Origin of the sequence: uncultured Pontibacter sp. (assembly GCF_947492645.1) — a bacterium.
GTDB lineage: Bacteria > Bacteroidota > Bacteroidia > Cytophagales > Hymenobacteraceae > Pontibacter.
The window spans coordinates 72,151-85,132 of sequence record NZ_CANLMZ010000004.1 but is presented as its reverse complement, the minus strand read 5'-3'; the positions used below and the strand labels follow the sequence as shown (position 1 = coordinate 85,132).

Sequence of the window (12,982 nt, the reverse complement as noted above, 5' to 3'; positions counted from 1 at the left end):
TGGTAATTTACCTTAGGATAGTGGATGTAACTCCACAGGAAAACCCTGTTGCGCTTGCAACAGGGTTTTTTGTGTTTAAATGATTCTGATACAAGCAGCTTTTCCTACATTTGCAGAATCATCAAAACCCTTTTAGTTATCATTTACTTTTTATGAAGAGAATCTTACTTTTTGTTGCGCTTGCTTTTGTAAGCTTTTCTGGCTTCAGTCAGCAATTAGGCGTTAAGGCAGGAGCAACTTATGCCACATTTAAAGGCAAAGACGCAGACAACTACGATTATAGGCTGGGTTATACTGCTGGTGTAATGCTGCAGCAGCACATTACCGACCTTGTTGGTGTGCAGGTGGAGGCGCTTTATACTTCTAAAGGCGCAAAAATTGAAAACAAGACCGGAAGCACAGAGGTAAACGACATTTACAGACTGAACTACGTGGATGTTCCAGTTATGCTGCACCTGTCTGCAGGCGGCATGTTTATAGACCTGGGCCCACAGGCATCTTTTATCGCAAAAGCAAAGCAGAAAAGAGAAGTTAACACCAGCAGCACAACCACTACTGTAGAAACCGATATCACCGACAACCCATATACTGTAGATTTCAGCTACGTGGCTGGTATTGGCTTTAGAGCAAATAACGGCATTGGCATAGAGTTGCGCTACAATGGCGGCTTAAAGAAAATCGACGATGAAGGTGCACTAGTTGGAAGAGAACGACGCAACTCATCTTTTAACCTGATGCTAAGCTACCTGCTGTTTTAAAGGCACAGTATCTCTGGCACATTAACAAAAAAAGCCCCTGCAAGCAGGGGCTTTTTTTGGTTAAAACAAACAGCACTAATGAAATTTTACAAGGTGGTTAAGCAACGGTTTCTTCCGTTTTCATGCCATAGATATGCTCATAGCGCGATAGCGTTTTCACATCTACCTTAAGGTCTCTTAGCAAGCCTTCGCTGATATCATATACCAGGCCGTAAAGGTTTGGCGGGTTATCTGACGCCATGGCATTCTGGATGATAGTCGTTTTGGAGAGGTTAATAACCTGCTCAATAATATTCAACTCAACAAGGCGGCGCAAACGCTGCTCTTCGTCTTCAATCTGCTGCAGCTCACCATCGTGCAGGCGAATAACATCTTTAATGTTGCGGAGCCAGTTATCGATCAAGCCAAACTGGTTGCTGCTTGCCGCCGCAGCCACACCACCACAACCATAGTGGCCGCAGATAATAATGTCCTTTACTTTGAGCACCTCTACGGCATACTGTAGCACCGATAACAAGTTCATGTCGGTGTGCACTACCATGTTGGCGATGTTGCGGTGCACAAATATTTCGCCTGGCCCTGTACCCGTAATTTCGTTTACAGGCACACGGCTGTCTGAGCAACCGATGTAGAGGTAACGCGGTTTCTGCCCCATGGCAAGCTTTGTAAAATAGTCTCTATCCTCAGCAAGCTTATCGGCAACCCATTTCTTATTATTCTCAAATATTTTCTCCATATGTGTTTTCTGTATCTTAATCTTATCTATAGTTAGCTGTTGATGTAGGGGATTAGTGCATATCCATTACAGGCACCTCTGGCACATTCAGTATATCCACTTTAATGTTCCGCTCATGCGCGGTTTTCTTGAAGGCCTGTATCGACTCCAGCACATCGTAATCAATATACTCTGAGTTTTCTCCGTCAATAATCACATGGCTGTTTTTAGGCAGATGCTCAAGTGTAAGCACAATGCTGGCTTTGTTAAGAAACGACACGTGCTCACTTAATTTAATCCGGATAATCTCCTTGTCAGTCTGCTCCTCTTTCTGGTAAAAGTATGGCGATTTGTAATTGGCTTTCAGGATGTAGAAAATACCAACAGCCAAACCAACGCAGATACCTACAAGCAGGTCAGTAAACAAAATAGCCAGGATAGTGACGATGAAGGGAATGAACTGGTCAGAGCCGATCTTTAGCTGAGATTTGTAAAGGCTTGGTTTTGTAAGCTTAAAGCCAACCATAAGCAGCACAGCAGCCAAGGCCGAAAGCGGAATCAGGTTAAGATAGTTTGATAGGAACAACACCGACAAAAGCAGTAGCAAACCATGTATAAATGCTGACATTTTTGTTTCGCCTCCCGCTGCAATGTTTGCGGAGCTACGTACGATAACAGCTGTCATAGGTAAGCCCCCTATAAAACCACTAATGATGTTACCTACCCCCTGTGCCTTTAACTCACGGTTATTTGGCGTGCGTCGTTTGTGCGGGTCCAGCTTATCAACGGCCTCTACGCTTAATAGTGTTTCAAGGCTGGCAACAATGGCAATTGTGATAGCCACCACATATACTTGTGGATTAGTCAGGATACCAAAGTCCGGTAGGCGAAGCTCATTGCCGAAATCAGTTATACTGCTGATGCTTGGCAACGAAACCAGATGTGTGGCAGAAATAGCCAAACCAGGGGCAACACTTTTAAAAAGCTCGTTTAAAGCAATGGATACAACTACAACGATAAGGGCACCCGGAACAAGCTTAAAAAATTTAAAGCGCTTAAGCAATGCAGAGTCCCAGGCTATAAGTATGATCAGGGATATGGCTCCTACTATAAGCGCCCCTACGTTTATGGCAGAAAAAGCATAACCGATCTCTGAAAAAGTTGTTCTGCCATCAGGCTGAAAGAAGGTCATTTCGCCGAAGAAATCTTCGTCGGCACCCATAAAGTGCGGTATCTGCTTAAGTATAAGTATGAGTCCGATGGCGGCCAACATCCCTTTAATAACAGAAGAAGGAAAGTATAAACCGATAACCCCCGCTTTAAAAAAGCCCAGGAATAACTGGAACACACCCGCCAGCACTACCGCCATTAAAAAACCCTCAAAAGTTTGCAGGGTCTCGATACCGTTAAGTACAATAACCGTTAAGCCAGCAGCAGGGCCACTCACGCTAAGCTGAGAACCACTAAGCCAGGCCACGACAACACCACCAACTATACCTGTGATAATTCCTGCAAAAAGCGGTGCACCAGATGCCAGCGAAATACCAAGGCACAAGGGCAAAGCCACTAAAAACACGACAAGACCTGCCGGCAAATCTTTTCCTAAAGTGGCAAAGTAATTAGAACTTCTTTCTTCTGATTTCATACGTTTGTTTGTACTCTTATATAAAGGATGTGTGCTGCGGTGAGGAAGCACAACACGCACCTTTTGTTAATTTAGTACAAACCTACGCTGGGCAGATTAACAGGGGATTAAAACGAAATTAAAATAAGATTAAAATTAACGCTGCTGCGGAATAAATAAGAATGCCTGGGGCAGTTTAATCGTAACCGTAGTGCCTTTATTTATCTTTGAATCAACGATAATATGGCCTTTGTGCAGTTTAAGTATACGTTCGGCCAGCGGTAAACCAATGCCGTGGCCGGTTATGTTGCGCACATTCTCAGCCCTGAAAAAGGGAACAAACACGTGCTTCAGGTCCGCCTCCTCTATGCCTAAGCCCTGATCTGTTACTTCGAGTACCACATAATTGCGCTGCAGTTTGATGAGGGCTGTAACCGTTTGGCCGGTTGGCGTGAACTTTATGGCATTCTCCATCACGTTCACTACAGCAATAAGCAACAGCGCTTCGTTTCCGTTCACGATCAAGTGGTTCTCGTCATCCGGAAAATTGGCAAAGTCGACGCTGATGTGTGCATGAGGAAGGCGCTTGAGCACTTGTTCATGAGCCATCCACACAAGCTCATCAAAACGGAGCTGCGTCAGCTTGATTTTAGAGGGATCTATACTTGCCTGGGCAATCTGCAGCAGCCCATTAGACAGTTCTGTTAGCAGGCGGGCATCTTCCAGCGTAGACTGCAGTACGCGCTCATACTCTTTTGCGTCGCGCGGTTTCATCAAGGCCACTTCCAACTCTCCTATCATAGCTGTGAGCGGGGTGCGCAACTCATGCGAGGCGCTGGATACGAAAGTGCTCTGCATCTCGAAAGCAAGCTCCAGCCTGTCCAGCATTTTGTTAAAAGTCTGGGCCAGGTGCGATATTTCGTCTTTGCCATCGGCATCGCTCAGGCGCAGGTGCAGGTCGCTGGCATTGATTTTCTCTGCTTCGCCAACTACTTTGGTGATTGATTTCAGGGCCTGCTTCGAAAAAACCCAGCCACCGATCAGCACCACCACCATCGATCCTAAAAAGCCAACAATAAGAATAACCTTGAGGTGCTGCAGCTTACGCAGGCTATAGGCATCCACAGAAGAGGCAAATATGTAATAATGCTTGTTTTCGCTTGTGTAATAAACGCCCACCACCTGCCGCACGCCTTTTTCGTACTCCACTACCTTATTAGCTTTTACGCGCTGCAGCAACTGTTTGCTTATGTCTAAGCTTCCTACCTTATTGGAAAAGAGCAGCTTACCGCTATCGTCATAAATCCGAACACCTTCGTAAGGTAATTCGTGGTAATAGTTTATCTCGTTCTGGCGGCGTTGCGCAGGGCTTGCTTTCTCTGACTCCAGCACAAACTTTGCTGCAACAAGGGCCCTGTTATGGATGCGTTTGTAAAAATCCTCCTGCCGGTAGATGGACGTGAAGTAGTAGATCACCAACGAGAAAAAAACCAGTATCAGGCCGATGATACCTGTAAACTGAAGCGACAGCTTGTTCCGTATTTTCATGTGTTATACTTGCTCCTTAAGCACATAGCCCATGCCAACCAAAGTATGGATCAGCTTATTATCGTAGCCTTTATCTATTTTCTTGCGCAAAAAATTAATGTAAACATCTATCACATTGCTGCCTGTATCAAAAGATGTTTCCCATACCTGCTCGGTAATATCTACCCTGGATACCACTTTGCCCTGGTTGCGCAGCAGGTAGTACAGCAACGCGAACTCACGGGCTGTCAGGTTAACAGGCTTGCCGCCACGGGTAACCGTCTTTTTAGCAACATCCAACTCCAGGTCGGCGATGGCGAGCTTTTCCCCGGTGTTGTTTTCTGTGCCACGTCTTGTTAATGCACGTATGCGGGCAAGCAGTTCTTTAAACTCGAAGGGCTTGGTAAGGTAATCGTCTGCACCGGCATCCAGTCCGGTTATTTTATCGTCTGTACTGCCCAGGGCCGTCAGCATAAGTATGGCTACCGTGTTGTTGCGCTGCCTTATCTCGCGGCAAACGTCCAGTCCGTTTATGTGCGGCAATATCACATCCAGCAGTATAACATCGTACTCGTTCTGGTGCGCCATTTTAGCACCAAACATGCCATCGTAAGCCAGATCTACTTCATAAGACTGTTCTTCAAGCCCTTTCTTGATAAAGGCGGCAACTTTGGGTTCATCTTCTACGAGCAGGATCTTCATAAGCACAATATAAGTAAAGCGGGAGCTATTTTGAATTCTAAGTATAAAGTTTACCTTAGGGGTGCAAGTTACTATAACATGCAAAATCCGAACAACCTATTGCCTGGATAGTTTACGAAGGTATCAAATTTCGGCAGTATCCGTTTCAAGTATACAATGGCACACAGTCATAACCATGATCACGGGCACCACCACGCAGGTGACAACATAAAGGTAGCTTTCTTCCTTAACCTTAGCTTTACCATACTCGAGCTTATAGGCGGGGTTTGGATTAACAGCGTAGCCATACTTTCGGACGCACTCCACGACCTGGGTGATTCCTTATCGCTGGGGCTGGCCTGGTATTTTGAGAAGGTGGCAAAACGGAAGCGCGACGCAAACTTTACTTTTGGCTATAAGCGGTTTTCGCTGCTCGGTGCTGTTATCAACTCGGTTATACTTTTAGTTGGCTCCTTTATTATACTTTCAGAAGCTATACCCCGCATCTGGAACCCCGAACCTGTAAATGCTGCCGGCATGGTAGGCTTTGCCATACTTGGCATTTTGGTAAACGGGGCTGCGGTGCTTCGCTTAAAAGGCGGTGAGTCTTTGAACGAGAAAGTAGTGCGGCTGCATTTGCTGGAAGATGTACTGGGATGGGCAGCCGTGTTAGTGGGCGGTATTATACTTTACTTTTTCGACTGGCCTATCATAGACCCCCTGCTATCGCTTGGGATAACTGTATTTGTACTATACAATGTGGTGCGTAACCTGCGCCAAAGTATAAAAATCATGCTACAAGGCACTCCGGCGCATATTAATACCGAAAATGTAAAGGCCAGGTTAAACGCGCTGCCAGATGTTACGTCTGTCCACGACCTGCATATCTGGACAATGGACGGCACGTACAATATTATGAGTTTGCATGCGGTGGTGCCTCACGCTGTTACACCGGTACAAACCAGCGCAGTAAAACAAGCTATCCGCAAAGAGATGGCCGACATGGGCATAAGCCACGTAACCATAGAGCTGGAAGTGCCGGGGGAGATCTGCAGCTTTGAAAACTGCAAGCCTGAAGTCTAGTTCTGGTTTAAATGCACAGCCTCACGCACCAGCTCCGAAAAGTAATCTTCGTCGATATCCTGTAGTGTTCTTATTTTGATGTGAGGGTTCTGGCCATTGCGGCTTACAAGCTTGCGGCTTGGGTCTGATAACTCTTTGCCACGGAAAAAACCGAAGTGGATGCCGCTGCGCGAGGAAGCAAAGTAGCATACCGGGCCGTAAAAAAAGTAGCAGGCGCAGTCCCAGCGCACGCATTCTTCGAGGTGCGCTACTGAAGCTTGGATAATGCGGCGAACTTCGGTTGCTAATTGCTGTTTTTCAGGAGTCAGGTTTTCGAGATACTCGTCTACTTGGTTTGTTGTTGTTTTGCTTCTCATAAGGGTTTAGCTCACGTACAGAGCAAAAGAGCTCTTGTTGCTAAATATACGAACAATTGAATATTTTGGCAACGAGAAGTATGCATTTATATCCTTAAACCCTCTAAAAACCTAAATTAAAGTATAAACTTAGCATGCCTTACCACTTAAGTGCAGCAAATGGCAGCTACATGCACTTAGTTCCCGGGGCCTTGCAAAGTATAGCCTTTGGCTTTTTACCTCTTGGCATACTGCATTACCTCCAAAATGCGCTGCTCCAACTCGTGCAGTTCGGTAAAGCCGCGGGCAATAACTTCAATGCCATGCCCGTTCAAGATAAAAGCACTCGGGAAAGTAGTGGCGCCAATATCATCCACATAGCCAAACTCATCCTCCATCTGCTGCATAATCTCTTCAGACTCAAACAAGGTCAGGAAAAGGTTTTCTGATATCCCGAACATGCCTACAATGCGGGCCAGTACCTCCGGCTTCCGAATATCCAGGCCATCGGCGTAAAAAGCAGAGTGTATGGCGCGAAGCACCTCCAGGGTAAGCACGGGGCGTAGCAGGCGCACACAAAGCAAAGCCCTGCAGGCCGGCTCAGTATTGTACACAAAATCCTGTTGTTTAAAAAACCTGTAATCAAATGGCAGGTACGTTCTTTCCTGCACCTGGTGCCAGCTTACAGCCATCTGGTCTTTTTCTGATTGCAGCATAGGCGCAGTAGCGTGCGCGTTTAAATCGCCGAACAGCACTTGTACTTTTAGCCTGCCCTGCCACAAAGCACGCAGGCGACGAACAACCGATGTAAACCCGTAGCACCAGGCACACATAGGGTTTGTTACGTAAATCAATGTCGGGTTATCTGGAGTAGATACCATAGGCAAAACTTTTGGCTATATTTTACAGGTTACTGCCATACTTGGTTGTCTTAGTTGGCTTTATATTAAGTTTTGCAGTTTACTTTACTTTTGTCAGCCGAGCCAGCGCGTAGTATAATGCCTACCTGTTTGCCCGCTCAGCCGCTATTTATAAATCATCTTGATAGTCATGCCGCCGTCTATGGTTAGGCTTTGCCCGGTAATAAAACCCGCCTGGTCTGAGCACAGAAATAAAGCGGCACTTGCTATATCTTCGGGAGTGCCAACCCGCCCTACAGGATGCTGCTCTTTATCCTCTTTGCTATGCCTGGGGGTGTAGCTTTTGCTTTTTTTCTGCCAAGCGCCAGTTTCTATCCAACCCGGGGCAATGGCATTTACCCTTATTCTTTCTTCTGCCAGGCTTACCGCCAGTGAATGCGTGAGCGCCTCTAACCCACCTTTTGATGCAGAATAAGCAAACGTATCTGGCTCAGACATATACGCCCGGGTGCTACTGATATTAAGTATGGCCGGAGTAGCTGCATGTTGCAAAAGCGGTAAGCCATACTTTGAGCATAAGAGCGGCCCTCGCAGGTTTACAGCCAAAATCCTGTCAAATTCAGAGAGCTGCATTTTATCCAGGCTTTCCATAAAAGGGTCTGCTATGCCTGCATTGTTTACGAGGGCATCCAGCTGGCCATACTTCTCTCCTACTTGCTTCATCAGCGACACTACTTCATGCTCCTGAGAAACATCGCAAAGTATAAACTCAGCGCTAAGCTTATCTTCCTTCAAAAATGCCACAGCCTCCTTGCCTGCCTCTTCATCGGCGTCGGTTATAATAGTATTGGCCCCTGCCCTGGCAAAAGCCTGTGCCATGCCCAAGCCAATGCCCTGTGCACCACCGGTTACAAGTATAGTTTTGTTTTTATAGTATGTGTCAGCCATCGGTTTACTTTTTCCTGGAAATGCTAAGTATAACTATAGATGGCTAGAGCTTGTTTTACTTTTTTTCATGAAGATATTATTTAGAAAATATTCAGCCGTAAGCCTTGACATTACGTAAAGCATTACTAACTTTGAAACTCAAAGTACTTTATCATGAACCAACAGCAAGACCAGTTAGCAGACCTGCACGAGATCCGTAAGATCATGGACCGCTCTTCCCGGTTTATTTCGCTCAGCGGACTTTCGGGCGTAGCGGCCGGAGTTTCGGCGCTTGTAGGTGCAGCGGTTGTAAAATGGCACCTGGTTACAAACAAGATAAACTATAGCCAAAACCTGGGCCTTCACCTAACCCAGGAATCAATTTTGTTTATTCTGGCCGTAGCCGGACTTGTTTTTATACTGGCACTTTGCTCGGCTACTTATTTTACGGCCCGCAACGCCCGCAAAACCAACCACCGCGTCTGGGACAGCAAAACTGAGCGCATGCTCGTTAACTTGTTCATTCCTTTGGCGGCAGGCGGTGTTTTCTGTGTGGCCCTGTTTTATCACAATTTGCTGTACTTGGTTGCACCCGTGATGCTTGTTTTCTATGGTTGTGCTTTGTTAAACGCCAGCAAGTATACGTTGAGCGATATCCGGTACCTGGGCATCCTGGAAATTGCGTTGGGCTTGCTTGCCAGCTTCTTTGTGGGCTACGGGCTACTGGCCTGGACAATAGGTTTTGGAGTGCTGCACATAGTGTATGGTACGCTGGTGTACTTTAAATACGAACGCTAGCAAACCTGTGAAAGATTACCTTGACAATATAAATAAAGCCTTTGAAAGCAGGGTACGACTGGGTATTATGTCGGTATTGATGGTGGAAGACCGGGTTGATTTCAGTACGCTGAAGGATACGCTGCAACTAACAGACGGAAACCTGGCCAGCCACCTGCGTGCGCTGGAAGACGCAGCGTATCTGCGTGTGGAAAAGCAGTTTGTGGGCCGTAAGCCTAACACTACCTACCACGCCACCGATGCAGGGCGCGAGGCCTTCACCAGCCACTTAGATGCCCTGGAGCAATTAATTTTAAGCAACAGGAAAGACATCTGATATTTTTTTATACTTATACTTTGCATTTCAAAGTACTTTACACAAAACAAAAGCACATTACATCATACTTAAACTGTACTGCTATGGCACCTAAACATGAATATCAAAACCAGCCCATCCATCCGGCTTCTGCTGGCAAGCGGATGCTGCAGGGCGCAGCAATTGGCTTAGCTCTCATAGCTTTCTTTTTGCTTGGAGCCGGAGCGCCTAATCCGGAGTGGCCGGAATACTGGATGATCAAACCACTTCTCATCGTTCCGGCTGCCGGTGCGCTGGGCGGGCTGTTCTTTTTCAACATGGACCACCTGCGCTTCCAAGGCGGTTGGAGAGCCATTTTTGCTATGGTGCTAAGCCTGGCTGTGCTCCTCATTGTGCTGTGGCTTGGTATCGTTTTGGGGTTGCACGGCACCATGTGGGATTAACCTAATCATCAGAACAACATTTAAACTATAGTCAAAACTTTATCGAAAACTTTAAAAGTATGACATCATGAAAGACGAACAGAAACTGCAGGGAGAAACAGCCGTGAACGACGGATCAACAGCCCTGACAATCATCAGCTGGCTATTTGGAACGCTATTTTTTGCAATAGGCGTAGTAAACACGTTTTGGGGGGGCGACACCGGCTTCGGAATTTTTATAATCCTTCTTTCCCTGGTTTATTTTCTTCCGGTAAATGCCATAATTAAAAGAACAGCTGGCTTCTCGATCCCTAAAATGTGGCTGTTGAAAATTCTCCTGGGCATGTTTATTATCTGGGCAGCTATGGGGGTGGGTGAACTATTTGACAAGATAGAAATGATGACGCAAAGCATCTAACCCTGATTTTAGTAAAACGAATTATCCATATAAAAACAGAAAATCATGATCACGCCAAACAAAAGACTCAAATTGATAGTGCTCTCAGTAGGGCTGCTTTTGCTCATTCCGCTCATAGCCATGCAGTTTACTAACGAAGTAAACTGGGACCTGGCTGACTTTATCATCATGGGCATTTTACTTCTCGCTACCGGCCTAACGTGCGAGCTTATAATCAGAAAGGTAAAGAACCTGGACTACCGCATCGGGATCATCGCAGTCGTATTGGTCGCGCTTTTCCTTATATGGGCTGAGCTTGCTGTTGGCATTTTCGGGTCGCCATTTGCCGGAAGCTAATATTCAAAAACCCGCCGAAGACGATAATAAGGTAGCGTCAATATTAAGTCAGATACTTAGAAAACAGCCATGAAAGACGAAATACGAGCCCATTTAAACGATCCTGGTCAGCTTGAAAGGCTGTACCGTAGCAACAAAACGCCTTTTAAGCGGGAGTTCAGTTCGCTTTATCCGGAGTTAAAAGGCAACGCACTTGCAGACTTCTGGCACGAGCGACTGCACTACGAAAGCGATGAGATTAACTGGGGAACGAGCAAAGAATTTCTGATTGTGCTTATTGCCTCTTTGCTGGCAGGCTTCATTGCCAAAGTACCCGCCATGTTCCAGATTGATGAGGAGTTCTTTTATCCCAGAAATATAGGGTTTATTTTTCTTCCTCTCCTGGCGGCCTATTTCGCCTGGAAAAATAAGTTGCAGCCAAAACAAATTGCCTATATCGGCGCCATGTTGCTGGTATCACTTGTTTATATCAACGCTCTTCCGGCATCCACTACCAGCGATACCCTGGTGTTGGCCTGCCTCCATTTGCCATTGCTGCTGTGGGTACTGCTTGGCGCTGCCTTTGTTGGAAATAACCTGAATGACCATAACCGCAGGCTCGACTACCTAAAGTATAACGGCGACTTGATTGTGATGACAACCCTTATACTGCTTGCAGGTGGCATCATGACAGGCATTACCATTGGGCTTTTCGCGTTGATAGGATTTCGGATAGAGCAGTTATACTTTGAGTATGTAGGAGTTTTTGGGCTGGCGGCAGCGCCTATAGTAGGCACTTACCTTACCCAAACCAATCCGCAGCTGGTAAATAAAGTATCGCCTGTTATTGCCAAAATATTCAGCCCGTTGGTTTTAGTGATGCTGGTAATTTACCTTTTCGCCATCATGTACTCCGGCAAAGACCCTTACAACGACCGCGAATTCCTGTTGCTGTTTAACTTGTTGCTGATTGGTGTGATGGCATTGATATTCTTCTCGGTTGCCGAAAGCTCTACAAAGTCAAGCGCTGTTTCGGGTATCTGGGTACTTCTTTTGTTATCGGTAGTTACTGTTGTCGTAAATGGCATTGCGCTGTCTGCTATCTCGTTCCGGATTTCGGAGTGGGGAATTACGCCAAATCGAGTGGCTGTGCTGGGCGGCAACGTGTTAATGCTTATTCACCTGCTACTCGTTACGGTTATGCTTTACAAATCGGCAACAAAAAAAGCTGCAATAACCGAAGTAGGAAAGGCCATTGTACTTTACATTCCCGTTTATTTTGCCTGGACGGTAATAGTGGTTTTCCTTTTCCCGTTACTGTTCGGTTTTAAGTAAAAGCATGGCCCCCTAGCCTACCCTGCCGAGCAGCGATAATGCAAAATTTTGAGCCGTGAAGTATGGCCTGCTATCCGAAGCAACACCATACAGGCTTTATTACAAAGGCTTACATTTATACTAAAAAGACATACATTATGAACAAGACAATAAATGCCAGCAACATATTAAGCGGAATATTTGCTGTAGTACTTTTGGTGGTAGCCATATTAAACATGGTTTTGGTGCATCCTGTACCGGGTATCATGTACCTGCTGCTGGCCCTGCTCTACCTTCCCCAGACAAATGTGTTTCTAAAAAGAAGGTTAGGTTTCCAGATTCCGGCAGTTGCGAAAATCATACTTGCCATAGTCCTTTTCATGTTCACTTTAGGGGTGAGCGACCTTGGTGACATGATTGACAAAATGTAAAGCTTATAAAGTGTGAAAACTGCACATTTCTTTTTCTGACTTTCACAGATTCATTTGATAAGTTTTAAAGCAAAGAAGGGCGCTACCATGGTAGCGCCCTTCTTTGCTTTAAAACTTAAGCGGTGATTTACTTTTTATCCAACTGACGTGTAAGTTTATCCTCTACATTGTCCAGCAACTGATACCAATTGTCTCCTTCATCCTGGGCAAAAACATCGTTGCCTGGCACGCCAACACGCATACGCACACTCTTTGTGTTTGTAGACTGGCTTGGCTCTTCCTTAAAGTATACATCCACCGAGTCTATCTTCTTGGCATGGCGCTTTAACTTTGAAATCTTCTTGCGGATGTTTTCTTGTATCACATCTGATATCTCGATATCTACTGCCTGCACATCTAACTTTATGCCTTCAAAATTCTCTGTATAATTCATAAGTCTTCTTTTAAACGTAAATGTTTTAGCAAGGGGCAAAAACGCT

Annotated in this window: 17 protein-coding genes; 9 read left to right on the top strand and 8 right to left on the bottom strand. The window is 45.8% G+C overall.

Annotation, left to right across the window (positions count from 1 at the left end):
• Window positions 1-152 precede the first annotated feature (152 nt).
• Window positions 153-758 carry a porin family protein gene (locus tag Q1A23_RS04945; protein WP_299820339.1) on the top strand — a complete coding sequence of 202 codons (606 nt, stop codon included), beginning with the start codon at window positions 153-155 and terminating at the stop codon, window positions 756-758.
• 97 nt (window positions 759-855) lie between these two features.
• On the opposite strand, the gene Q1A23_RS04940 is transcribed toward Q1A23_RS04945, so the two are convergent.
• From Q1A23_RS04940 to Q1A23_RS04925, 4 genes are all read right to left on the bottom strand, one after another.
• Complete coding sequence (locus tag Q1A23_RS04940; RefSeq protein WP_299820336.1) at window positions 856-1,494, bottom strand: carbonic anhydrase; 639 nt, start codon at window positions 1,492-1,494, stop codon at window positions 856-858.
• Window positions 1,495-1,546: 52 nt separating this feature from the next.
• Entirely contained in the window at window positions 1,547-3,118 is a 1,572-nt protein-coding gene (locus tag Q1A23_RS04935; RefSeq protein WP_299820333.1) for a SulP family inorganic anion transporter, read from the bottom strand.
• A 135-nt stretch (window positions 3,119-3,253) separates the two neighbouring features.
• Window positions 3,254-4,645: an ATP-binding protein gene (locus Q1A23_RS04930; RefSeq protein WP_299820330.1), complete on the bottom strand. Its 1,392-nt coding sequence runs from the start codon at window positions 4,643-4,645 to the stop codon at window positions 3,254-3,256.
• A gap of 3 nt (window positions 4,646-4,648) precedes the next feature.
• Complete coding sequence (locus Q1A23_RS04925) at window positions 4,649-5,326, bottom strand: response regulator transcription factor (protein ID WP_299820327.1); 678 nt, start codon at window positions 5,324-5,326, stop codon at window positions 4,649-4,651.
• Between the two features lie 156 nt (window positions 5,327-5,482).
• On the opposite strand from Q1A23_RS04925, the gene Q1A23_RS04920 reads away from it, so the two are divergent.
• Window positions 5,483-6,388, top strand: coding sequence for a cation diffusion facilitator family transporter (locus Q1A23_RS04920; protein WP_299820324.1), 906 nt, complete (start codon window positions 5,483-5,485; stop codon window positions 6,386-6,388).
• Here the strand turns inward: Q1A23_RS04920 and Q1A23_RS04915 are convergent.
• The 3 genes from Q1A23_RS04915 to Q1A23_RS04905 all read right to left on the bottom strand — a co-directional run bounded on the left by Q1A23_RS04915 (window position 6,385) and on the right by Q1A23_RS04905 (window position 8,531).
• Complete coding sequence (locus Q1A23_RS04915) at window positions 6,385-6,744, bottom strand: DUF1801 domain-containing protein (RefSeq protein ID WP_299820321.1); 360 nt, start codon at window positions 6,742-6,744, stop codon at window positions 6,385-6,387. The two genes, Q1A23_RS04920 and Q1A23_RS04915, sit on opposite strands and share 4 nt — an antisense overlap.
• 215 nt (window positions 6,745-6,959) lie before the next feature.
• On the bottom strand, window positions 6,960-7,604 hold the full coding sequence (locus Q1A23_RS04910) for a DsbA family protein (protein WP_299820318.1): 645 nt from the start codon (window positions 7,602-7,604) through the stop codon (window positions 6,960-6,962).
• Window positions 7,605-7,748: 144 nt separating this feature from the next.
• A complete protein-coding gene (locus tag Q1A23_RS04905) occupies window positions 7,749-8,531 on the bottom strand; it encodes a glucose 1-dehydrogenase (protein ID WP_299820316.1) in 783 nt (260 codons plus the stop codon).
• A gap of 153 nt (window positions 8,532-8,684) precedes the next feature.
• Between Q1A23_RS04905 and Q1A23_RS04900 the strand changes: the two genes are divergently transcribed.
• From Q1A23_RS04900 to Q1A23_RS04870, 7 genes are all read left to right on the top strand, one after another.
• Entirely contained in the window at window positions 8,685-9,308 is a 624-nt protein-coding gene (locus Q1A23_RS04900) for a hypothetical protein (protein WP_299820313.1), read from the top strand.
• A 7-nt stretch (window positions 9,309-9,315) separates the two neighbouring features.
• On the top strand, window positions 9,316-9,624 hold the full coding sequence (locus Q1A23_RS04895) for a transcriptional regulator (protein WP_299820310.1): 309 nt from the start codon (window positions 9,316-9,318) through the stop codon (window positions 9,622-9,624).
• A gap of 83 nt (window positions 9,625-9,707) precedes the next feature.
• The gene (locus Q1A23_RS04890) at window positions 9,708-10,046 is read left to right on the top strand and encodes a potassium transporter KefB (protein ID WP_299820307.1); all 339 of its coding nucleotides are present in this window, start codon (window positions 9,708-9,710) and stop codon (window positions 10,044-10,046) included.
• A 67-nt stretch (window positions 10,047-10,113) separates the two neighbouring features.
• Window positions 10,114-10,443: a hypothetical protein gene (locus tag Q1A23_RS04885; RefSeq protein ID WP_299820304.1), complete on the top strand. Its 330-nt coding sequence runs from the start codon at window positions 10,114-10,116 to the stop codon at window positions 10,441-10,443.
• A gap of 45 nt (window positions 10,444-10,488) precedes the next feature.
• Window positions 10,489-10,779 (top strand): hypothetical protein, encoded by a 291-nt coding sequence (locus Q1A23_RS04880; protein WP_299820302.1) that lies wholly within the window; start codon window positions 10,489-10,491, stop codon window positions 10,777-10,779.
• A gap of 69 nt (window positions 10,780-10,848) precedes the next feature.
• Window positions 10,849-12,093 carry a hypothetical protein gene (locus Q1A23_RS04875; RefSeq protein ID WP_299820300.1) on the top strand — a complete coding sequence of 415 codons (1,245 nt, stop codon included), beginning with the start codon at window positions 10,849-10,851 and terminating at the stop codon, window positions 12,091-12,093.
• A 137-nt stretch (window positions 12,094-12,230) separates the two neighbouring features.
• Entirely contained in the window at window positions 12,231-12,503 is a 273-nt protein-coding gene (locus Q1A23_RS04870; protein WP_299820298.1) for a hypothetical protein, read from the top strand.
• 127 nt (window positions 12,504-12,630) lie between these two features.
• Here the strand turns inward: Q1A23_RS04870 and raiA are convergent, their stop codons facing one another.
• Window positions 12,631-12,936 carry a ribosome-associated translation inhibitor RaiA gene (gene raiA / locus Q1A23_RS04865; RefSeq protein ID WP_299820296.1) on the bottom strand — a complete coding sequence of 102 codons (306 nt, stop codon included), beginning with the start codon at window positions 12,934-12,936 and terminating at the stop codon, window positions 12,631-12,633.
• Between the last annotated feature and the right edge of the window lie 46 nt (window positions 12,937-12,982).